19 protein-coding genes and 1 pseudogene are annotated in these 21,716 nt (G+C 67.7%); 17 read left to right on the forward strand and 3 right to left on the reverse strand.

Annotation, left to right across the window (positions count from 1 at the left end):
• Positions 1 to 232 precede the first annotated feature (232 nt).
• Positions 233 to 1,661: pseudogene (locus B1A87_RS24500) on the reverse strand (isochorismate synthase MenF).
• A gap of 123 nt (positions 1,662 to 1,784) precedes the next feature.
• On the opposite strand from B1A87_RS24500, the gene B1A87_RS01410 reads away from it, so the two are divergent.
• The 4 genes from B1A87_RS01410 (at position 1,785) to B1A87_RS01425 (ending at position 6,263) form a co-directional block, all read left to right on the forward strand.
• Positions 1,785 to 2,570: a demethylmenaquinone methyltransferase gene (locus B1A87_RS01410; protein ID WP_078029789.1), complete on the forward strand. Its 786-nt coding sequence runs from the start codon at positions 1,785 to 1,787 to the stop codon at positions 2,568 to 2,570.
• 4 nt (positions 2,571 to 2,574) lie between these two features.
• Positions 2,575 to 3,909, forward strand: coding sequence for a geranylgeranyl reductase family protein (locus tag B1A87_RS01415; RefSeq protein WP_139362931.1), 1,335 nt, complete (start codon positions 2,575 to 2,577; stop codon positions 3,907 to 3,909).
• Between the two features lie 9 nt (positions 3,910 to 3,918).
• Entirely contained in the window at positions 3,919 to 5,019 is a 1,101-nt protein-coding gene (locus tag B1A87_RS01420; protein ID WP_078029788.1) for a polyprenyl synthetase family protein, read from the forward strand.
• A 404-nt stretch (positions 5,020 to 5,423) separates the two neighbouring features.
• Positions 5,424 to 6,263 carry a type IV toxin-antitoxin system AbiEi family antitoxin domain-containing protein gene (locus B1A87_RS01425; RefSeq protein ID WP_078029787.1) on the forward strand — a complete coding sequence of 280 codons (840 nt, stop codon included), beginning with the start codon at positions 5,424 to 5,426 and terminating at the stop codon, positions 6,261 to 6,263.
• A 151-nt stretch (positions 6,264 to 6,414) separates the two neighbouring features.
• On the opposite strand, the gene B1A87_RS01430 is transcribed toward B1A87_RS01425, so the two are convergent.
• Together B1A87_RS01430 and B1A87_RS01435 are read right to left on the reverse strand one after the other, a co-directional pair.
• Entirely contained in the window at positions 6,415 to 6,840 is a 426-nt protein-coding gene (locus B1A87_RS01430; RefSeq protein WP_078029786.1) for a hypothetical protein, read from the reverse strand.
• A 14-nt stretch (positions 6,841 to 6,854) separates the two neighbouring features.
• Complete coding sequence (locus B1A87_RS01435; protein ID WP_078029785.1) at positions 6,855 to 7,526, reverse strand: trimeric intracellular cation channel family protein; 672 nt, start codon at positions 7,524 to 7,526, stop codon at positions 6,855 to 6,857.
• Between the two features lie 60 nt (positions 7,527 to 7,586).
• On the opposite strand from B1A87_RS01435, the gene B1A87_RS01440 reads away from it, so the two are divergent.
• The 13 genes from B1A87_RS01440 (at position 7,587) to B1A87_RS01495 (ending at position 21,680) form a co-directional block, all read left to right on the forward strand.
• On the forward strand, positions 7,587 to 8,378 hold the full coding sequence (locus B1A87_RS01440) for a sirohydrochlorin chelatase (protein ID WP_078029784.1): 792 nt from the start codon (positions 7,587 to 7,589) through the stop codon (positions 8,376 to 8,378).
• 157 nt (positions 8,379 to 8,535) lie between these two features.
• On the forward strand, positions 8,536 to 10,275 hold the full coding sequence (locus B1A87_RS01445) for a nitrite/sulfite reductase (protein WP_078029783.1): 1,740 nt from the start codon (positions 8,536 to 8,538) through the stop codon (positions 10,273 to 10,275).
• Positions 10,272 to 11,060, forward strand: a complete 789-nt coding sequence (locus B1A87_RS01450) for a phosphoadenylyl-sulfate reductase (protein ID WP_347032595.1) — start codon at positions 10,272 to 10,274, stop codon at positions 11,058 to 11,060. The genes B1A87_RS01445 and B1A87_RS01450 overlap by 4 nt, the downstream gene beginning before the upstream one ends.
• On the forward strand, positions 11,057 to 12,004 hold the full coding sequence (cysD, locus tag B1A87_RS01455) for a sulfate adenylyltransferase subunit CysD (RefSeq protein ID WP_078029782.1): 948 nt from the start codon (positions 11,057 to 11,059) through the stop codon (positions 12,002 to 12,004). The genes B1A87_RS01450 and cysD overlap by 4 nt, the downstream gene beginning before the upstream one ends.
• On the forward strand, positions 12,004 to 13,425 hold the full coding sequence (locus tag B1A87_RS01460) for a sulfate adenylyltransferase subunit 1 (protein ID WP_260680582.1): 1,422 nt from the start codon (positions 12,004 to 12,006) through the stop codon (positions 13,423 to 13,425). The genes cysD and B1A87_RS01460 overlap by 1 nt, the downstream gene beginning before the upstream one ends.
• Positions 13,426 to 13,916: 491 nt before the next feature.
• The gene (locus B1A87_RS01465; RefSeq protein WP_078029981.1) at positions 13,917 to 15,083 is read left to right on the forward strand and encodes an RtcB family protein; all 1,167 of its coding nucleotides are present in this window, start codon (positions 13,917 to 13,919) and stop codon (positions 15,081 to 15,083) included.
• A 147-nt stretch (positions 15,084 to 15,230) separates the two neighbouring features.
• Positions 15,231 to 16,364, forward strand: coding sequence for an ABC transporter substrate-binding protein (locus tag B1A87_RS01470; protein ID WP_144275906.1), 1,134 nt, complete (start codon positions 15,231 to 15,233; stop codon positions 16,362 to 16,364).
• 64 nt (positions 16,365 to 16,428) lie between these two features.
• Positions 16,429 to 17,154: an ABC transporter ATP-binding protein gene (locus B1A87_RS01475; RefSeq protein ID WP_078029294.1), complete on the forward strand. Its 726-nt coding sequence runs from the start codon at positions 16,429 to 16,431 to the stop codon at positions 17,152 to 17,154.
• Positions 17,144 to 18,199, forward strand: a complete 1,056-nt coding sequence (locus tag B1A87_RS01480; RefSeq protein ID WP_260680585.1) for an ABC transporter permease — start codon at positions 17,144 to 17,146, stop codon at positions 18,197 to 18,199. Before B1A87_RS01475 ends, B1A87_RS01480 begins: the two co-directional genes overlap by 11 nt.
• Positions 18,200 to 18,367: 168 nt before the next feature.
• Positions 18,368 to 18,664 (forward strand): putative quinol monooxygenase, encoded by a 297-nt coding sequence (locus B1A87_RS01485; protein ID WP_078029293.1) that lies wholly within the window; start codon positions 18,368 to 18,370, stop codon positions 18,662 to 18,664.
• A gap of 214 nt (positions 18,665 to 18,878) precedes the next feature.
• Positions 18,879 to 19,361 carry an NAD(P)-dependent oxidoreductase gene (locus B1A87_RS23475; protein ID WP_260680586.1) on the forward strand — a complete coding sequence of 161 codons (483 nt, stop codon included), beginning with the start codon at positions 18,879 to 18,881 and terminating at the stop codon, positions 19,359 to 19,361.
• Entirely contained in the window at positions 19,315 to 20,112 is a 798-nt protein-coding gene (gene cobA / locus B1A87_RS23480) for a uroporphyrinogen-III C-methyltransferase (RefSeq protein WP_260680587.1), read from the forward strand. The genes B1A87_RS23475 and cobA overlap by 47 nt, the downstream gene beginning before the upstream one ends.
• 101 nt (positions 20,113 to 20,213) lie before the next feature.
• Positions 20,214 to 21,680: an FAD-dependent oxidoreductase gene (locus B1A87_RS01495; protein WP_078029291.1), complete on the forward strand. Its 1,467-nt coding sequence runs from the start codon at positions 20,214 to 20,216 to the stop codon at positions 21,678 to 21,680.
• Positions 21,681 to 21,716: the final 36 nt, after the last annotated feature.

The raw sequence follows: 21,716 nt of genomic DNA on the forward strand, positions 1-21,716 counted from the left end.
GGAGTATGCGGGTCTAAAGCGGCTTATAGTGTATCTCTGAATAAGAGATATGCATCACAGGAAACTTAGTTTCACTATTGGATAACTAAATCACACCCGATATCAAGACCTTGGCGCCGTCGCGTGTCTGGAATCCCGGACTCTTGTCAATCTACGCCACCCCGCCCCTGTAGCCCAGTCCCGCGCCGCCTGCACTCCAGGCCGGCAGCCGGGGCGGCAGCTGGGGACCGCGCTAGCTTCTGATGCCCAGCGATTCCAGCATCGGGCGGAACTTGGCCCACGTCTCCGCCAGCTCGGCCTCCGGGTGCGACCCCTCGACTATTCCGCAGCCGGCATATAACCGGACGGTGTTCGGCGATTCGATAACGGCTCCGCGCAGGGCGATGCCCCATTCGCCGTTCCCCGCGGCATCGAGCCACCCCACCGGCCCGGCGTACGGCCCGCGGTCCAAATGCTCGAGCTTGCGGATCAGTGCACCGGCCACCTGCGTGGGGGTGCCGCACACGGCCGCCGTGGGGTGGAGCGCATTGATCAGGGCCAGGCACGTGGGGACGTGGCCCTCTACCTCCGTGAGCTCAGCCTTGACGTCCGATGCCAGGTGCCACACATTGGGCAGCTCCAGGATGAACGGTTCGCTGTGTGCGTTCATGGCCTCGGAGAACGGCGCAAGCTGGGTGGTCAGCGACTGGATCGCGATCTCGTGTTCGTGCCGCTGCTTCTCGGAGCCGGCCAGGACCCGCTCGGCGTAGTCCAGGGGCAGCCCGGCCTCGCCCAGGGCATCGCGCCGGTCCAGGGTTCCCGCCAGCACGCGCGCTTGGGCAGTGCGGCCCTCCACCTGGATCAGCATCTCCGGAGTGGCGCCCACGAGCCCGTCTACGCCGTATGTCCAGCACTCGCGGTACCGCACGGCCAGCTGCCGCAGCACCTCCGCCGCATTGACGCCCTCCGGCACCGTGGCCACCACGTCCCGCGCCAGCACCAGCTTTTCCAGCCGGCCCGTGCGGATCTCGGCAACCCCGGCGGCGACGGCGGCCATCCAGTCCGCTTCGCTCAGGGAACCGGTCTCCAGCGTGGCGGGTCCCGGACTGTCTCTTATACACATCTAGATGTGTATAAGAGACAGCCATTGTGCGTCCGCGGGCAGGTCGCCGCCGGGCATGTCGCGGCCGGGGGTAGCGGCGCCGGGAGCCCCGGAAGGGGCCGGCTGTCTCTTATACACATCTAGATGTGTATAAGAGACAGCACCCCGCCAGTGCGGCGAGGGCGCCCGCTTCGGTGAGTTCGCCGTCGTCGGCCTTGATCTGGGTGAGCCAGGTGCGGCCGTCACGGACGCCCACCACGATCTCCGGCACGATCAGCCGGGACTCGTGGGCGGAAACCTTGGAGAACGCGAACGAGCCGAACGCGACCGGGCCGGTGCCGGGGCACTCCACGTGGTCGGTGATCTCGGCTTCGATGACCAGGTGCCGCCACCAGATGTCCGCCTCGAGGAACCGTTCGGGTCCCGTGGCCGTGAACCGGGCCACCTCGCCGAAGCCCACCAGGCCGGCCTCGCGGCGGGTCCAGCAGAGGACGTCGTCCCGCACCAGATACGACGGCAGCCCCCCGGGAGTCGATTCTCCATCCAAAGGGACTGTCAAGGTGCGGAGCGTTCTGGTCATGATGGGTCAACAGTACTCGTTTTCACTGCGTCCCCCGGGTGATCTGCAGTATCTCCACCACCACCCACCACGCCGTGCAGCCCATGGTCACGGAGTCTGCAGAACATTTGAGACAATGTCAGGGTGAACCGAGCATCCTTGGATAAGCGTCCGGACGAAGTAGCCACGATGTTTGACGACGTCGCACCGAAGTACGACGTCGTCAACGATGTCCTGTCCATGGGGCAGACGCGCCGGTGGCGCAAGGTTGTGGTCGAGGCCATGGATGTGCGGCCCGGCCAGCGCGTGCTGGACCTTGCGGCCGGCACGGGAACCTCCAGCGAGCCATATGCCGATGCCGGCATAGACGTGGTGGCCTGCGACTTCTCGCTCGGCATGCTCAAGGTGGGTAAGCGCCGCCGCCCGGACATCGACTTCATCGCCGGCGACGCGACCAACCTGCCGTTCGCGGACAACACCTTCGACGCCAGCACCATCTCCTTCGGCCTGCGCAACGTCAACGAGCCCAAGAAGGCCCTGGCCGAGATGCTCCGGGTGACCAAGCCGGGCGGCAAGCTGGTCATCGCCGAGTTCTCCCAGCCCGTGGTCCCGCTGTGGCGCACCATGTACACCGAATACCTCATGCGGGCCCTCCCGGCCATCGCCGTGAAGGTGTCCTCGAACCCGGACGCCTACGTCTACCTCGCCGAATCCATCCGCGCCTGGCCGGACCAGGACCACCTCGCGGCGTGGCTGCAGGAATCCGGCTGGGAAGGCGTCACGTACCGCAACCTGAGCGGCGGCATCGTGGCGGTCCACCGCGCCCACAAACCCCTCGATTCCACCCCCGACGGCGGGGCTGCCGCCATCGCCGCCCACACCGGCCCGGTGGCCAAGCTGCGCCGCAACATCCCGCGATCCGCCCGCTGACACTGTGAAGGTACTGATTGTCGGCGCGGGCCCGGCCGGGTCCACCGCCGCGTACTACCTCGCCAAGACCGGCATCGACGTTACGGTGCTGGAAAAAACCAGCTTTCCGCGCGAAAAGGTGTGCGGCGACGGCCTCACCCCGCGGGCTGTCCGGGAGGTCCAGAAGCTCGGCCTGCCGCACCCCGAAGCGGACGGCTGGCGCCGGAACAAGGGCCTGCGCCTGCTCGCCGGCGGCCGCTCCATCGAACTGCCCTGGCCCGAGGTGTCCGACTTTCCGCAGTACGGGCTGATCCGCACGCGGCTCGGCTTCGACGAAGAACTGGCCCGCCACGCCCAGTCTGCGGGCGCCGTCGTGCTGGAACGCCACAGCGTCACCGAAGCCCTCCGCGGCGAGGACGGCCGCGTGTCCGGCGTCCGCGCAGCGCTCCTCGACGAGTCCGGACGCAAGACGGGGGAGACGCGCGACTTTACCGCCGACGTCGTCCTCGCTGCGGACGGCAACTCCACCCGCACCGCCGTGTCCCTCGGCATCCAGAAACGCGATGACCGCCCCCTGGGCGTCGCGGTGCGCACGTACTTCACCTCCCCGCGCCACGACGACGACTGGATGGAGGGCTGGCTGGAGCTCCCGGGCCGCGACGGCAAGCTACTGCCCGGCTACGGCTGGGTGTTTGGCGTGGGCGACGGCACGTCCAACGTCGGCCTCGGCATCCTCAACTCGTCCAAGGAATTCGGCAAGCTGGACTATAAGCAGGTGCTCCGCGAATGGACCGCCGGCATGCCCGCCGAATGGGGTTTCACGCCGGAGAACCAGGTGGGCGAGATTCGTGGCGCCGCCCTGCCCATGGGCTTCAACCGCACGCCGCACTACTCGCCGGGCCTGCTGCTCCTCGGCGACGCCGGCGGCATGGTGTCACCGTTCAACGGCGAGGGCATCTCCTATGCCATGGAGTCCGCCCGCTTTGCGGCCGAGTTCATCATCGACGCCGGGGCCCGGTCCGCGTCTGCCGGCTGGACCGCGCACGACGCCGACGCCCGCCTCGCGGGGTACGCGGACTATGTGCGCGAGCAGTGGGGTTCGCACTTCACGCTCGGGAGGGCCTTTGCCGCGCTGATCGGTAAGCCCGCGGTGATGAAGCTGGCACTGCGGACCGGAATGCCTATCCCCGTGCTCATGCGCTTCGTGGTCCGGCTCCTGGCCAACCTGACCGATCCGGCCGCCAAAGGCTTCGAAGACCGCGTGATCCGGGTCCTGGAACTGCTGGTGCCCGCCACCTCCAATACGTCCGCCCATGCCCCGTCAGGCCTCAAATCAGCGGTTTCCGCAACAAAAAGTTAGGGTTAACCCGTGACCAACTCCGCGAACCACAGCTGGACGCACGCCGGGCATGGCCTGCCGGCCTCCGAACCCAGCCTCAACACCACCGCCATCGCCACCGGGCTCCAGCTGCCGGCAGGCTTCGCGGCCATCGCGGGCGACCCCGAACTCGGGCCTGCGATCACCAACAACCTGGCCCGCGTGGAGAAGAAGCTGCGCGAGGCCATCGCCAACTCCGACCCCCTGGCAGACGCAACGTCGCGTCACCTGGTGGAAGCCGGCGGCAAGCGCATCCGCCCCCTGCTGACCCTGCTCTGCGCACACCTCGGTGACGCGTCGCTGCCCGCCGTGGTGCAGGCCGCCGTCGTGGTTGAGCTGACCCACCTGGCCACGCTGTACCACGACGACGTCATGGACTCCGCGCCCTTCCGCCGCGGCGCCCCCACGGCGCACGAGGTCTGGGGCAACTCCGTGGCTGTCCTCACCGGCGACCTCATCTTTGCCCGCGCCTCCATCCTCGTCTCCGAGCTGGGCTCCCGCGCCCTGGGCATCCAGGCGCGCACCTTCGAGCGGCTGTGCCTGGGCCAGCTGCACGAAACCGTGGGCCCGCGCCCGGACGAGGACCCGGTTGAGCACTACCTGTCGGTCATCGCAGACAAGACCGGCTCCCTGGTGGCGGCCTCGGGCCAGCTCGGTGCGATCTTTGCCGGCGCCGACGAAGCCTACGAGGACGTCTTGGTGCAGTACGGCGAAAAGGTGGGCGTGGCCTTCCAGCTGGCCGACGACGTCATCGACGTCACCGGCGTCAAGGTCAAGTCCGGCAAGTCCCCGGGAACCGACCTGCGCGAGGGCGTCCCCACGCTGCCGGTTCTGCTCCTGCGCAACGCCGCGACGCAGGGCGACCAGTCCGCCGTCGAACTTCTTAAGCTGATCGACGGCGACCTCTCCTCCGACGCAGCCCTCGCCGACGCCGTTGCCGGGCTGCGCGAGCACCCCGTCACCGCCGAGTCCTGGGTCGTTGCCCGCGCGTGGGCCGACGAGGCCATTGCCGCGCTGGCGCCGCTGCCCGAGGGCGTCGTGAAGGATTCGCTGACCAGCTTCGCCCGGGCCGTGGTGGACCGCGCGAGCTAAGGCCCTGGCCGCCCGGGCGGATTCGCCCGGCTTGGCTGGCCTCGGTGGCTCAAACGGAACGGCCCCGGTTCCCTGCAGCGTTACGAGTCATACGCTGCGTGGAACCGGGGCCGTTTCTCCGTTCGCATCAGATCCACCGGAGGCATTTAGTGGATCCGTGAACAGTCTATGACAGTTTTGTCACACATTTCAAATCTGTTGTTAATGGGCGTGTCACACTGCTTGGGCTGCCCTGCCGCGCCGTCCTGACCTTGTTTGGTCTCCGTCCTTGGAGTACACGCCGATGGGGTGGCGCGCCGTCAGCAGTCGTCCGGGGAAGTGGGTCACGACGGATCCGGGTTGGGTTGTGCACATAGGTAAGTCCACGGCTCCCCATCCCCGCCGAGTACAGGGACTGTGGAGTAATGGACCTTCAGACCTTCCTGGCGCGACGCGGGGGAGCGGCCCGGAGAAGCGAGCTCATGCGAGCCGGCTTCCTCCGGCGCACCCTCGAGGCTGGCGTTGACGCCGGGCGCCTGCACCGGCCGCTGCGGGGAGTGTACGCGCTGCACAACGCGGACGACGGCGTCCTGGCCGCCTTCAGGTACAACAGCCGGCTCACCTGTGTGTCGGCAGCGCGGTTCTACAGCCTGTGGGCCCTGCATCCGCCGCAAGAAGTGCACCTGAGCTGCGGCAACGGTGTTCCAAAGCCGGGGGTGATTGACCATGCACCGTGTACGCACGACCCCGACCCGGCCTATCCGGTGGCGGGCCTGGCTGATGTGCTTCTTCATGCGATGAGGTGCCTGCCGGAGCTCGAAGCGCTGGCCTTAGTGCAGTCAGCCACCGGCCGAGGCCAGATTTCCTCCGACTTCCTGCGGAGCAAACTCGTCGGGAACAGGAACGGCCGCGCCCGGGCAGTGCTGGATCTGTTGATTCCGCGAGCGGACTCCGTGCTGGAGATACTGGCCCATACGCACTTCATCCGCGCCGGCCTCAAGGTCCGTATGCACGTCCACCTCCCGGGGGTGGGCGAGGTGGATTGCCTGGTTGAGGAATGTCTGGTGGTGGAACTGGACGGCTCCACGCACTTTGAACCCCGGCAGGTCAAGAAGGATAATCGGCGGAACAATGCCGGCATGCTCGGGGGCCGTCTCACACTGCGCTATTACTACGACGACGTGGTGTATCACCCCGAGGCCATGGTGGAACAGGTCCTGGCGGTGCTCCGTCTGCGGGCATTGGGAAGGTTCGCACCCGAGTGACCCCCCAGGTGAGTGCCGCCGTCGTGACCCTCTTTGCCGCCCTGGGTCCCAAGACACGCAGGCCCAGCGGCGAGCCGCGGCCCGTCGGCGGCCAAACAGGGTCAGGACGGCCCGCAGCCGCAACCAAGGCGAGGGTGCGGCCGGACAGGGTTTAGTCGTCGTCCTCGTTGAAGGCCCAGTCGAACATGTCGAACACGAATTCCGAGAACGTGCCTTCTTCGCTCTTCCACTGGCCGCGGAGGTTGTTGCGGCGGTACACGATGGGGTCCGGGACGCTGAGGTCGGCCACGCGGAAGCCCCAGGTGAACTGCTCTTCCTCGTCCTCAAGGAACATGAGGAAGCCGTCGTCGTCCACTTCGAGTTCCTCGGGGTCCCAGAAGTAGTGGTAGGCCTCCATGAGGTCCTCGCAGCCGCCGAGGGCCAGGTAGAACTCGCGGAGCACAAGCGGGATGGTGAACTGATGCTCGGCAAGGGCGGAATCGAGCTCGTCGGCCGGTAGCCCGTCCTCTTCCTGCCATTCGTCTTCGAGATACTTCGGAACTAGCTCGCGGAACTTCTCGAGGAACATGTCAGTCATGGCTCTTATCCTAGCTAATCCCGGCCCCTCGAATTGCCGCTGTCCAGCCCCAGCCGGTGCCACCCGCGCACGGCCAGCGGAACGTGCCACGAGCGGCGCCAGGCCAGCACGCGGAAGGTGAAAACAACGGCCGCCACGGCACACGCGGAGAGCGCATTGAATGACCCCGAAACCCACAGCACTGTGGTCAGCGCCGCGCCGGTGAACGCGGGCAGGGCGTAGAGGTCCCTGGCATCGAACAGCTGTGGCACCTCATTGGCGGTGATGTCGCGCAGCAGGCCCCCGCCCACCGCCGTCGTGACCCCCAGCAGCACTGCCGCGACGGGATTCATCCCGGAGGACAGCGCCTTCAGCGTGCCCGTAATGCAGAACAGGGCCAGGCCGCCGGCGTCGAACAGGGTCAGCAGCGACGTGAAGCGCTGCACGCTGGAGAACAGGAAGTACACCAGCACCGTGGCCAGCAGCGGCGGCGCGAGGTACGCGGGGTTGGTGAAGGCCGCCGGCGGTCCGGAGTTGATGATGATGTCGCGGATCACGCCGCCGCCCAGCGACACCAGGGACGCGAGCAGCAGGGAGCCGATGATGTCGAACTGTTTCCGCGCCGCGAGCAGGGAGCCGGAGACTGCGAAGAAAAAGACGCCGGCCAGGTCCAGCCAAACCAGGGCGATGTCAAAAGGGAATGTCATGGAGCGTCCCGGCTAATTTCAAGGGGCGGACAGTGCGGCTCCAACGTTACGCTAGCCCGTATGAACAGCCCGATCATGATCGCTTGTGCCCACGGGACCTCCAACGCGCAGGGGGCCGCCGAGGTCAACGCCCTCCGCGACGCCATCGCCGCGCTCCGGCCCGGACTCGACGTCCGCGAGGCATACGTGGACGTGCAGCAGCCCGATCTGGTGGACGTGGTGGCGGGACTTCCCGAGGCGTCCGGCGAGGTGTCCGGCAACGGGGGAGAGGCCGACGGCGGATCGGCAGCCGCCGCTGTTGTGGTGCCGCTGCTGTTGAGCGTGGGATATCACGTGAAGGTGGACATCGCCCGGGCCGTCAAGAGCCGGCCGGGGACCCTGGCCGCCGCCCCGCTGGGACCCGACCCCCGCCTGGCCGCGCTGCTGGACCAGCGGCTCCGCGAGGCGGGCGTCACGGACAACGACGCGATCGTGCTGGCCGCCGCCGGCTCCTCGAACCCCAACGCCGCGGTAAGTGTTGAGAAGCTCGCCGAGCAGCTCGGAGCCCTCCGGTCCAACCGGATCGTGGCCGCCTACGGCGCGTCCGCCAAGCCCTCAGTGCCCGAGGCCGTTGCCATGCTCCGCGAGGAAGCCGCGGGCGGCGCGGGGGCAGGGGAGTCCGCCGGGGCAGTGGACCTGGGCGGCCGGGTGGTTGTCGCGTCGTACCTGCTGGCGCCGGGCTTCTTCCACGACCAGCTCGCCAAGGCCGGCGCCGACCTCGTGACGGCGCCGCTGCTGCCGTCGCCGGTGCTGGCGGAGATCGCGCTGGAGCGTTACGACGCCGCGCTGGCCGCGCACACCGCCGCCGCCTGACGCCGCGCCGGGCGCTGTCTCTTATACACATCTGGGTATGCACAGCCGGGCGGCCCGTTCAAGGCCCTCCGGCGATTCATGACGAAATATTTCCCTAGGTGACTTAGCGTTTCCGGAGCCTTTGTGACGTGTTTCCGGGCGGCCCTACAGTCGATGCATGACTGATACAGCTCTAGCCGGAGCGGCCACGGAAAAGCCCGCGCGCCCAGCCCGCGCCTCCCGCCCCGCTGCAAAGCCTCACGGCCAGTGGAAGGTGGACGGGACCACCCCGCTGAACGCCAACGAAACCTGGAAGCAGGAAGACGACGGACTCAACGTCCGCGAGCGTATCGAGTCCATCTATTCCAAGGACGGCTTCGACTCCATCCCGGGCCAGGACCTGCACGGCCGCTTCCGCTGGTGGGGCCTCTACACCCAGCGCAAGCCCGGGATCGACGGCGGCAAGACCGCCACGCTTGAGCCGCACGAGCTCGAAGACAAGTACTTCATGCTGCGCGTGAGGATCGACGGCGGTGCGCTCACCACCGAGCAGCTGCGCGTCATCGGCAACATCTCGGTCGACTTCGCCCGCGACTCCGCCGACCTCACCGACCGGCAGAACATCCAGCTGCACTGGATCCGGGTGGAAGACATCCCGGAGATCTGGACTCGCCTTGAGGGCGTGGGCCTGTCCACCACCGAAGCCTGCGGCGACGTGCCCCGCGTCATCCTCGGCTCGCCCGTGGCCGGCATCGCCAAGGACGAAATCATCGACCCCACCCCGCTCATCGCCGAGCTGGGCGAACGGTTCATCGGCAACCCGCTGCTGTCCAACCTGCCGCGCAAGTACAAGACCGCCATCACCGGGCACCCCAGCCAGGACGTGGTGCACGAGATCAACGACTTCGCCCTGGTGGGCGTCAAGCACCCCGAACTCGGCATCGGCTACGACCTCTGGGCAGGCGGCGCGCTGTCCACGAACCCGATGCTGGGCAAGCGCCTCGGCGCGTTCGTCACGCCCGAACAGGCAGCCGACGTGTGGCTCGGCGTCACCAGCATCTTCCGCGACTACGGTTACCGCCGCATGCGCACCAAGGCGCGCCTGAAGTTCCTGATGGCCGACTGGGGCCCGGAGAAGTTCCGCCAGATCCTCGAGGACGAATACCTCGGCTACAAGCTGGCCGACGGTCCGGCCGCGCCCAAGCCGACCACCCCGGGCGACCACGTGGGCGTGCACGAACAGAAGGACGGCAAGTTCTTCATCGGCGCCACCCCGCTGGCCGGCCGCCTGTCCGGCACCCAGCTGGTCAAGCTCGCGGACACCCTCGAAGCCCGCGGCTCCCGCCGCCTGCGCACCACGCCGCACCAGAAGCTGGTGGTGCTGGATGTCCCCAAGGACGAGGTTGAACCACTGGTGGCCGAGCTCGACGCCCTGGGTCTCTCCGCCCGGCCGTCAGTGTTCCGCCGCGGCACCATCGCCTGCACCGGCATCGAATACTGCAAGCTGGCCATCGTGGAGACCAAGGTCACTGCCGCCACCGCCGTCGCCGAACTGGAACGCCGCCTCGCGGACCTGGCCGACAGCGGCCAGTTGCCGCACGCCCTGTCCCTGCACATCAACGGCTGCCCCAACTCCTGTGCCCGCATCCAGACCGCGGACATCGGGCTTAAGGGCATGATGCTCCCCACACCCGACGGCGACCCCTCCCCGGGTTTCCAGGTCCACCTGGGCGGCGGGCTGGCTTCCTCGGACCGCGAAGAGGCCGGCCTGGGACGTACCGTCCGCGGCCTGAAAGTGTACGTTGCGGACCTGCCGGACTACGTCGAGCGCGTGGTGCGGAAGTTCGTGGCCGAACGCGCCGAAGGGCAGACCTTCGCCGAATGGGCCCACGCGGCAGATGAAGAGGCACTCCAGTGAGCAAGCACGCACTTGGGATTGACCCGGTGGTTGAGCCGGTCGAAACCCCCGTCGCCACCAGCGGTGCTGAGGTGCCGAGCGTGTCCAAGCGCTCCGTCGAGGAGCTCAAGGCCCTGGCCGAGGCCGGTGCCGCAGAGCTCGGCTGGGACGCCCCCGCCCGCGACGTCATCGCCTGGGTGGAGCGCAACTTCGAGCTGCCCGCCGTTGCCGTTGCCTGCTCCATGGCCGACGCCGTCCTGCCTGCGCTCGTCGCGGACCAGCTTCCCGGCGTCGACGTCCTGTTCCTGGAGACCGGCTACCACTTCCCGGAGACCTACGCCACGCGCGACGAAGTGGCCGCGAACCTGCGGGTCAACGTGGTGGACGTGCTTCCCGAGAACACCGTGGAACAGCAGGACCGGCTCCTGGGCAAGGACCTCTTCGCCCGCGATGCCGCCCAGTGCTGCGCGCTCCGCAAGGTGGCCCCGCTGCGCCGCACCCTCGCCGGCTACGAACTCTGGTTCACCGGCGTCCGCCGCGACGAAGCCCCCACCCGCACCAACACCCCGCTGGTCACGTTCGACGAAGCCAACGGCCTGGTCAAGGTCAACCCGGTGGCCGCCTGGACCTTCGACCAGCTGGTGCAGTACTCCGATGACAACCTCCTTCCCGTCAACCCGCTCCTCTCCCAGGGCTACCCGTCGATCGGGTGCCAGCCGTGCACCCGCAAGGTGGCCCCCGGCGACGATCCCCGCGCCGGCCGCTGGGCAGGAACCAACAAGACAGAATGCGGACTACACGTATGAGCACTTTCCTAACTGAGGAGCCCACCCTGGTGAACGACGCAGCTGTTTCAACGCGCCTCTCCAGCCTGGACACCCTCGAATCCGAAGCGATTCATATCATCCGCGAGGTGGTTGCCGAGTTCGAGAAGCCCGCGCTGCTGTTCTCCGGCGGCAAGGACTCCGTGGTGATGCTGCACCTGGCCACCAAGGCGTTCTGGCCGGGCAAGGTCCCCTTCCCCGTGCTGCACGTGGACACCGGCCACAACTTCCCCGAGGTCATCGACTTCCGCGACCGCACCGTTGAGCGACTGGGCCTGAAGCTCGTCGTCGGCTCCGTCCAGGAGTTCATCGACCGCGGCGAACTGGCCGAGCGCGCCGACGGCACCCGCAACCCGCTGCAGACCGTCCCGCTGCTGGACGCGATCCAGCGCAACAAGTTCGACGCCGTCTTCGGTGGCGGCCGCCGCGACGAGGACAAGGCCCGCGCCAAGGAGCGCATCCTGAGCCTCCGCGACGAGTTCGGCCAGTGGGACCCGCGCAACCAGCGCCCCGAGCTGTGGAACCTGTACAACGGCCGCCACACCGTGGGCCAGCACGTCCGTGCGTTCCCCATCAGCAACTGGACCGAGCTGGACGTGTGGCGCTACATCGAGCGCGAAAACATCGAGCTGCCCGGCCTGTACTACGCCCACGACCGCGAGGTCTTTGCCCGCGACGGCATGTGGCGTGCAGTGGGCGAGGTTTCGCAGCCCCGCCCCGATGAGGAAGTCATCACCAAGACCGTCCGCTACCGGACCGTGGGCGACATGTCCTGCACCGGCGCCGTTGAGTCGGCCGCCGCCACGGTGCGCGACGTCGTCATTGAAGTTGCCGCCTCCACCATCACCGAACGTGGCGCCACCCGTGCGGATGACCGCATCTCCGAGGCCGCCATGGAAGACCGCAAGAAGGATGGCTATTTCTAATGAGCACCGAAATCGACACCGCCCGCGCGGCTGCCCTTCTTGACGAGGCACCGCTCGCGCATGCCTCGCTGTTCCGCTTCGCCACCGCCGGATCGGTCGACGACGGCAAGTCCACTTTGGTGGGCCGCCTCCTTCACGACTCCAAGGCGATCCTCGCCGACCAGCTGGACGCCGTGGCCCGCACGTCCGCTGACCGCGGATTCGGCGGCTCGGCAGGCGGCATCGACCTTGCACTGCTGACCGACGGCCTGCGTGCCGAGCGCGAGCAGGGCATCACCATCGACGTGGCCTACCGCTACTTCGCCACGGACCGCCGCAGCTTCATCCTGGCGGACTGCCCCGGCCACGTGCAGTACACCAAGAACACGGTGACCGGCGCGTCCACCGCGGATGCCGTCGTCGTACTCATCGACGCCCGCAAGGGTGTCCTGGAGCAGACCCGCCGGCACCTCTCCGTGCTGCAGCTGCTGCGTGTGGCCCACGTGATTGTGGCCGTGAACAAAATCGACCTGGTGGACTTCAGCGAGAGCGTGTTCCGCGAGATCGAGGCGGACGTGCAGAGGGTGGGCCGCGAGCTCGGCCTCGGCGCTGACGGCATCACCGACCTTCTGGTGGTTCCGGTTTCCGCGCTCGACGGCGACAACGTGGTGGAGCGCTCGGAGCGCACCCCCTGGTACACCGGCCCGGCCCTGCTCGAAGTGCTCGAGACCCTGCCCGCCGCGGACGAGCTGGAAAGCCATCTGGAGAGCTTCCGCTTCCCGGTGCAGCTGGTGGTCCGGCCGCAGGGCGCGCTGGCTCCCGATGCGGTGGCCGGCGGACTCGACGTCGAGAAGTACCGTGACTACCGCGCTTACGCCGGGCAGATCACCGAAGGCTCGGTCAAGGTGGGGGACAAGGTCAGCGTGCTGACCCCCGGCCAGGACCCGCGCTCCACCACCGTGACCGGCATCGACTTTGCCGGCGCGGAACTGGACGAAGCCACCGCGCCGCAGTCCGTGGCCATCCGCCTGGCCGACGAGTTCGACGTCGCCCGCGGTGACACGATCGCCGCAGCTGGCACGGTCCGCGAAAGCTCGGCCGACCTCTACGCCGCGCTCTGCTGGCTGTCCCCGAAGCCGCTCCGCGAGGGCGCCAAGGTGCTGGTCAAGCACGGCACCCGCACGGTCCAGGCGCTGGTCCGCAGCGTCAGCGGCAAGCTGGACCTCGCCACGTTCAAGCTCGAAGGCGCGTCCAGCCTGGAACTCAACGACATCGGCCACGCGCAGCTCCGGCTCGCCGCCCCGCTGCCGCTGGAGAACTACCTGCACCACCGCCGCACTGGCGCGTTCCTGGTGATCGATCCCCTGGACGGCAACACCCTCGCCGCGGGCCTGGTCAAGGACCACCCGGGCGACCACGAGGACGAGCGCTACTCGATCTGATCGTTTGGCCGCTGATCGGCTTGGCGACCGGAAGGCCCCGGCCCGGAATTATCCGGACCGGGGCCTTCCGGCATTCCCGCAGGCGCGAGTGGTGGCGGTTCCGTGCCGGGCGGACTGTTGACAGCCGCCGTCCCGTGCACGATAGTTTCTCCCTGATGGCCCCGAAACGGGACATCTCCATGGCAGGCCTTCGGGCCGCGAACAGTGCGGGGACAAAGTGGCGAGCAGCGTGCAGTTAACGCAGCGACAGGAAGCGCTCCTGCCGCTGCTGCGTGCTGCCGCAGAACAGCTACCCGCCACCCGCCGTCGCCATGGGTTGATTGTGAGTTAGAGCCTGCATCCAGCAGGCCCTTAGCCCCGCAACCAGCAATGGTTCGGGGCTTTTGTCTTTGGATCCGGACAGTACCCGAACCTCTTTGTTTGACCGGAACGCCAGTTCCACCGAAGTGCCCGTGCCGCCGCACCGCGGAACGGCCCGACGAGAGGAAATCGTGGAAACCATCAACAGCCGGCTCATCAACTGGGCATCCATCCTGGACGCCAAGACCCGTGAGCAGGCCCTGGCAACCTCCCGGCTGCCCTTCATCTACCCTCATCTGGCGCTGATGCCCGACGCACACCTTGGCAAGGGCGCCACGGTCGGATCCGTCATCCCCACCCTCGGCGCCATCATCCCGGCCGCCGTCGGCGTGGACATCGGCTGCGGCATGATCGCGGTCAGGACCCAGTACTCCGTGAAGGAACTGCCCCGCGACCGGAAGCGGCTGCGCGAGGCGATTGAGCGCGCCATTCCGCTGTCCGCCGGCCATAACAACCGGAAGGTCGCGGCCACGGCGGCGCCGCGGATCGCCGAGCTGGAGAAGCTCGCCGCACAGGCGGGATTCAACCCGGCCCAGTACACCGGGAAATGGGAACTGCAGCTTGGCTCGCTCGGATCGGGCAACCACTTCATCGAGGTGTGCGCGGACGAGACGGACGCCGTCTGGCTGTTCCTGCACTCGGGCTCGCGGGGCGTGGGCAACAGGATTGCGCAGCACCACATCAAGGTGGCGCAGGGTGTTGCCCGGCAGAAGCGCGTCACGCTGCCTGACCCCGACCTCGCCTACCTGGAGGAGGACACGCCCGAGTTCACCCGGTACATCAAGGAACTGCGGTGGGCCCAGCACTTCGCCTTGCTGAACCGCGAGGAAATGATGGACCGCGTCATCCGGCAGTTCAGCGAGTGGGTGGACGGCCGCGTGAAGGAGAGGGAGCGGATCAACTGCCACCACAACTTCACCCAGCAGGAGACCCACTACGGCAAGTCTGTCTGGGTGTCCCGCAAGGGCGCGATCCGGGCCGAGGCCGGGGACCCCGGCCTGATTCCCGGGTCCATGGGCACGGCGTCGTACGTGGTGGAGGGACTCGGCAACGCCGTCTCGCTGAATTCCTCGCCGCACGGGGCCGGGCGGGAGTACTCGCGGACCGCGGCCCGCAAGGCCTTCTCGCTGGCGGAGCTGAAGGAGGCCATGCAGGGCATTGAATTCCGCGCCACGGAGGCCTTCGTGGACGAGATCCCGGCGGCGTACAAGCCGATCGACCAGGTGATGCGTGACGCCGAAGACCTCGTCAAGGTGCGCCACCGCCTGCGGCAGCTCATCAATGTCAAGGGGGACTGAGCCCTAATTTCGGGTTCGCCGGGGGCATGGAGATTTGTGTGGCCGAATGTGACGCTGCATGAACCTGCATGACCCCCGGTTTCCGGCTCATTGAACCGGGTTTATGACACTCCCTATGGTGAATTCATGACTAGTTCCAGGCCGGGTATGACCCGCATTGTGGCCGGCGAAAGCCAAGTGCCCAAGCGCAGGCGCACCCTTGAGATCGCCCTGGCCCTTGGTTTGGTCCTGTTGATCAGCGTAGGAGCCATAGTGGCCTCGGCTGTGTCGCGGGGTTCCGACGCCACTGCCGCGTCAACGTCCCCCGCCGGCCCGGCCGCGGAGCTGAAGCTGGGCTACTTCGGGAACATCACCCACGCCGCCGCTTTGGTGGGCGTGAAGCAGGGCTTCATCAAGGAGAACCTGGGCGGCACCAAGCTTTCCACCCAGGTGTTCAACGCCGGCCCCGCGGCGATCGAGGCGCTGAACGCCGGCGCGATCGATGCGACCTACATCGGTCCGAACCCGGCCATCAACTCCTTCGTCAAGAGCAAGGGCGAGTCCATCAGCATCATCGCCGGCGCCGCCTCGGGCGGGGCGCAGCTGGTGGTCAAGCCCGGGATCAAGACCGCGGCGGATCTGAAGGGCAAGACCCTGGCCTCGCCGCAGCTGGGCGGCACCCAGGACGTGGCGCTGCGCGCCTGGCTGGGCAAGCAGGGCTACAAGACCAACACCGACGGCGGCGGAGACGTGGCGATCAACCCCACCGAGAACGCCCAGACGCTGAAATTGTTCCAGGACGGCAAGCTCGACGGCGCGTGGCTGCCCGAGCCCTGGGCCTCCCGGCTGGTGCTCCAGGCCGGCGCGAAGGTCCTGGTGGACGAGAAGGACCTGTGGGACGGTTCGCTGACCGGGAAACCGGGCGCGTTCCCCACCACCGTCCTGATCGTGAACAAGAAGTTCGCCGCCGAGCACCCGCAGACCGTGGAAGGCCTGCTCAAGGGGCACGTCGAAGCGGTCAAGTGGCTCAACGATACCCCGGCCGCTCAGAAGGCCGCGGTAGTGAACGCAGCCCTGAAGCAGGACTCCGGGAAGGCGCTGCCGCAGGACGTCATCGACCGCTCGCTGCAGAACATCGTGTTCACCGTAGACCCGCTCGCCGGCACGTTCACCAAGCTCCTGCAGGACGGCGTGGACGCCGGCACCACCAAAAAGGCCGACATCAACGGCATCTTCGACCTCACCACGCTGAACACGGTATCCGCGGAACACACCTCCGCGGCAGGGCTGGGCCAGGACTAGCCGGGCCGCGCTCCACTGCACTCGAAGCACCAAGCACCACGCACCACGAACAAAGGACGGGACCATGCCAGTCGTACTGGAAAACCTGGGCAAACGCTTCGGCGACGGCGCCCCGGTGCTGGACGACGTCAACGCCACCATCGGCAAGGGCGAGTTCGTCGCCCTCCTCGGTGCGTCCGGCTGCGGCAAGTCCACCCTGCTGAACATCATGGCGGGACTCGAGGTCCCGACGTCGGGCGCCCTTGAGGTGCCCAGCGACGGTGCCGCCTTCATGTTCCAGGACGCCGCCCTCTTCCCGTGGCTGACGGCCCGGGAAAACATCGAACTCGCCCTGAAGCTGCGCGGCGTGGGCAAGGCTGAGCGGCGGATCAAGGCCAACGAACTGCTGGACCTAGTGCACCTGGCCGAGGCCGGGGACAAGCGCCCTCACGAGCTCTCCGGCGGCATGCGCCAGCGCGTGTCCCTGGCCCGCTCCCTGGCCCAGGACCGGCAGCTGCTCCTCATGGATGAGCCGTTCGCAGCGCTGGACGCCATCACCCGCGACCTGCTGCACGACGAGCTCGAACGCATCTGGAAGGAAACCGGCCGCACCATTGTGTTCGTGACGCACAACGTCCGCGAGGCCGTCCGGCTGGGCCAGCGCGTGCTCCTGCTGTCCTCCCGGCCCGGCCGTGTGGTGCAGGAATGGAACGTCACCGAGGAACACCGTACCGACGCCGGTCTTGCCGGACAGCTGACCGGGGTCATCACCGCCCGGCTGCGAGAGGAGATCCGCCGCCATGCCAAATAATTCATCTCCCGTGGCCGAGACGCCCCGGGCAACGGAGTCCCCGCTGGCCGAGACCCCGATTTCGGCAAGCTCAATCAGCGAGCACGATTCGACAACCGCCGGCACAGGCTCAACCGGCGGCACAGGCTCAGCCGGGGCGCACGAAGAGACGCGCAAAGTCCACGCCGCCCTGACCCGGTCCTCCACCGGCTCCGCTGACCTTCGCGAACTCGAATCCGGGCTGGACTCGCTGCAGTCCGACGCCCTTCGCAAGGCCCGCGTCGACTGGAGCCGCATCCTGCTGCCGGTGGCGGCGCTCGTGGTGCTCGTCATCATCTGGCAGGCCTACGTCTCGCTCGGCCTCAAGCGCCGCGACCTGGTGCCCGGCCCGCTGGATGTGGCGGAGCAGTTCGGCACCCTCTGGGCCGAGGGTTCGCTGCAGGAAGCCGTGTGGACCTCGCTGCAGCGCGGGCTCGTGGGCTTCCTCATCAGCGTTGCCATCGCCACGCCCATCGGGCTGCTGCTGGCCCAGGTGGCACCGCTGCGCAGGGCATTCGGTCCGCTCATCTCCGGCCTCCAGGTGCTGCCGTCAGTGGCGTGGGTGCCGGCGGCCATCATCTGGTTCGGCCTCACGGACGCCACCGTGTACTTCGTGGTGTTCATGGGCGCCATCCCGTCCATCATCAACGGCCTGATCTCCGGCGTGGACCAGATCCCGCCGCAGTACCGAAGCGTGGGCACCGTGCTGGGCGCCTCACGCTTCCAGATGGCCGTGCAGATCATCCTTCCCGCTGCCCTTCCCGGGTACCTCAGCGGGCTCAAGCAGGGCTGGGCGTTCTCGTGGCGTTCGCTCATGGCCGCGGAAATCATCGCGGTGGGCGGCACCATCGGCTTCGGGCTCGGCTCCATGCTGAACCAGGGCCGCGACCTCGCCGACATGACCATCGTGATGTCCGCGATCCTGCTGATCCTGGCCGTGGGCATCCTGATCGAACTCCTCGTCTTCGCGCCGATCGAGAAACGCCTGCTCCAGCGCCGCGGCCTCCTGGCCGGCAGCAGCCGCTAAAGCACCTCAGCCACACCAAGCAGAAAGCCCGACGGCGACCATCGCCGTCGGGCTTTCTGCTGTCCTTTCGCCGCGGCTGACGGAACCTTGTTCCGCCGATGCCGCGTGCCTAGACTCACGGTTAGGACGGCACCAGGCCCATCCTGACGACGATTTGAGGCGATAGCCGTGGCACCAAAATTTGGCTTGCTGGCACTGGTTGAGGCCAAGCCCGGGAAGGAACAGGAAGTTTGGGACTTCCTCAGCGGGGGCCGCGAGATAGTGCTCACCGAGCCGGGCACCAGGACCTGGTACGCATTCCGGGTCACCGAGGACACCTTCGGCATTTTCGACACTTTTGACACCGAGGAGGACCGGCAGGCCCACCTCAACGGGGCCATTCCCGCCGCCCTGAGCCAATACGGTCCGGCCCTGCTCGCCATGGATCCGTACATCCGGCCCATTGAGCTTATCGCCGTGAAGTAGCGGCCCGCGCGGGGCGGGGGCGGCCGTACGCCGCCCCGCACCTATGTGACGCAGCGTTACCTTACGTGAACTGGTGTTTCCGCGCCGTTGGTCCGGTATGTGACGCGGCCCTACCGTTGATTCATGGCAATTCAGGACATCTACCCAACGGAGATGTGTATAAGAGACACTGCGCCTGCTCGGCCGCCCCGTGCTGGTGGTGGGCGGCGGGCCCGTGGCCACGCGCCGCGCGAAGGGCCTGCTCGACGCCGGTGCCCGCGTCACCGTGGTGGCTCCTGACGCCTCCGCCGGGCTCCGCGAACTCGCCCGGCGCCGGCCTGCTCACCTGGGAACCCCGCACCTACTCTTCTTCCGACGTCGACGGCGTCTGGTTCGTCAGACCGCCACCGGCGATCCCGCCGTGGACGCGCAGGTCTCGGCCGACGCCGAGGCACAGCGCGTCTGGTGCGTCAACGCCTCCGACCACGAAGCCTCCGCAGCCTGGACCCCCGCCGTCGCCGTGGTGGATGACGTCAAAATCGCCGTGAACGCCGGGGAGACCCGCGCCGCGCCATGGCCCTGCGCGACGCCGTCGCCACCGCGCTGGAAACCGGCGACCTGCCATTGCGCCGCGGCGCCGCGTTTCGACAAACGCGGCTTCTGCCGGTTCCGTGGCCCTCGTCGGCGGCGGCTCTTATACACATCTAGATGTGTATAAGAGACAGGGGCTCATCACCGTGCGCGGCCGGCGGCTCCTGGGCCAGGCCGACGTCGTGGTCGCAGACCGCCTGGGCCCGCGCGAACTGCTCAACGAACTGGCCCCCGATGTCCGCATCATCGAGGTCGGCAAGACGCCGGGCCACCACCCCGTGCCGCAGGCCGAGATCAACCGCATCATCGTGGACGAAGCCCTTGCCGGCCACCGCGTGGTGCGCCTCAAAGGCGGGGATCCCTACGTCCTGGGCCGCGGCGGCGAGGAAGCGGAGTTCTGCCGCCAGCACGGCGTCGAGGTTGAAGTGGTTCCCGGCGTAACATCCGCCATCTCCGTGCCCGCCGCGGCCGGTATTCCCGTGACGCACCGCGGCCTGGCCAAGGGCTTCAGTGTGGTGACCGGCCACGAGGAACTGTCCGAGGTTCCGGCCCGCGCGGACCACACCGTGGTGCTCCTCATGGGAGTGGGCCAGCTGCGCGAATCGGCGGCCGCCCTGGTCCTCGCCGGTATGCCTCGGGACACGCCGGTTGGTATTGTGGAGAACGGCTACCTGCCGAACCAGCGCGTGACGATCGGCACCGTCGAGACCATCGCCGACCAGGCCGAGGCCACCGGCGTCGCGAATCCTGCCGTGATCGTCATAGGTGACGTTGTCCGCGTGAGCCCCTTCGCGCCGTCGCACTTCAAGACCGCTGACTACAGCACCACCAGCCCCAACAAGCCCCGTACAAGCACCACCCGCGTTCTCACCCCCTAGCCCCCGTTCCCCAACCAGGTAGCAGCTCACGCCGTTCTGAGCCGTCAAATCGACGTCAGCTGCTACCCAGTTGGGCGGGACCGAAGAAAAGGAACACAGCCGTGTCAACCAGCACCACCGTAGGAACCGCTGCCCGCCCGTTGCGCGTGGCCGTCGTCGGCTCCGGCCCGGCCGGCGTCTACGCGGCGGACATCCTCACCAAGAGCGAGGCCGTCAAGAGCGGCGAGCTGACCGTGAGCATCGACCTCTTTGACCGCTACCCGGCCCCCTACGGACTGATCCGCTACGGCGTTGCACCGGACCACCCGCGCATCAAGGGCATTGTCAACGCCCTGCACAAGGTCCTGGACCGCGGCGACATCCGCTTCTTCGGCAACGTGGACTACGGCACGGACCTCTCCATCGAGGACCTGCGCACCCACTACGACGCCGTCATCTTCGCCACCGGCGCCATCAAGGACGCCGACCTGAACATCCCGGGCATCGAGCTGGACGGCTCCTACGGCGGCGCGGACTTCGTTTCCTGGTACGACGGCCACCCGGACGTGTCCCGCGAATGGCCGCTGGACGCCAAGGAAATCGCCGTGATCGGCAACGGCAACGTGGCCCTGGACGTGGCCCGCGTCCTGTCCAAGCACGCGGACGACCTCCTGGTCTCCGAGATCCCGGACAATGTCTACGCCGGCCTGAAGGCATCGCCGGTCACGGACGTCCACGTCTTCGGCCGCCGCGGCCCCGCCCAGGTCAAGTTCACCCCACTGGAACTGCGCGAGCTGTCCCACTCCAAGGACGTGGACATCATCCTGTACCCGGAGGACTTCGAGTTCGACGAGGAATCCGACCGCCAGATCCAGAGCAACAACCAGACCAAGACCATGGTGGGCACGCTCACCAACTGGATCGCCGAACAGCCCGAGGACCTCTCCGAACTCAAGGCCTCCCGCCGCCTGCACCTGCACTTCCTGCACAGCCCGGTGGAGATTTACGACGACGCCGAGAACCCCGGGCGCGTCAGCGGCATGAAGTTTGAACGCACCGAACTGGACGGCACGGGCAACGCCCGCGGCACCGGCGAGTACGTCGACTACCCGGTGCAGGCCGTCTACCGCGCGATCGGCTACTTCGGTTCAGCCCTTCCGGAGATCGAATTCGACCACAAAAAGGGCGTCGTCCCGAACGCCGGCGGCCGCGTGCTGGACGCGTCCGGCGAGCACGTTCCGGGCATCTACGCCACCGGCTGGATCAAGCGCGGCCCCGTGGGCCTGATCGGCCACACCAAGGGCGACGCCCTGGAAACCGTGACGTACCTGCTGGAAGACCGCGAGAACCTGCCGGTTGCAGAGGCACCCGCCGCCAGCGCCGTCGTCGACCTCCTGGAAAGCCGCGGCGTGCAGTACACCAGCTGGGAAGGCTGGCTCGCCCTGGACGCACATGAACTCGCCCTGGGCGCCGAGGCCACCGCGGCCGGCGGATCGCACGGCGTCGAGGTCAAGCGCGAGCGCATCAAGGTTGTGCCGCGCGAGGACATGGTTGCCATCTCCCGCGACGGAGTTGCCGCCAGCGTCTAGCTTTTTCCGCAACGCGGGGTCACTTCGCGCCCAATA

This window comes from Arthrobacter sp. KBS0703, assembly GCF_002008315.2.
In the GTDB taxonomy this organism is placed as follows: domain Bacteria; phylum Actinomycetota; class Actinomycetes; order Actinomycetales; family Micrococcaceae; genus Arthrobacter.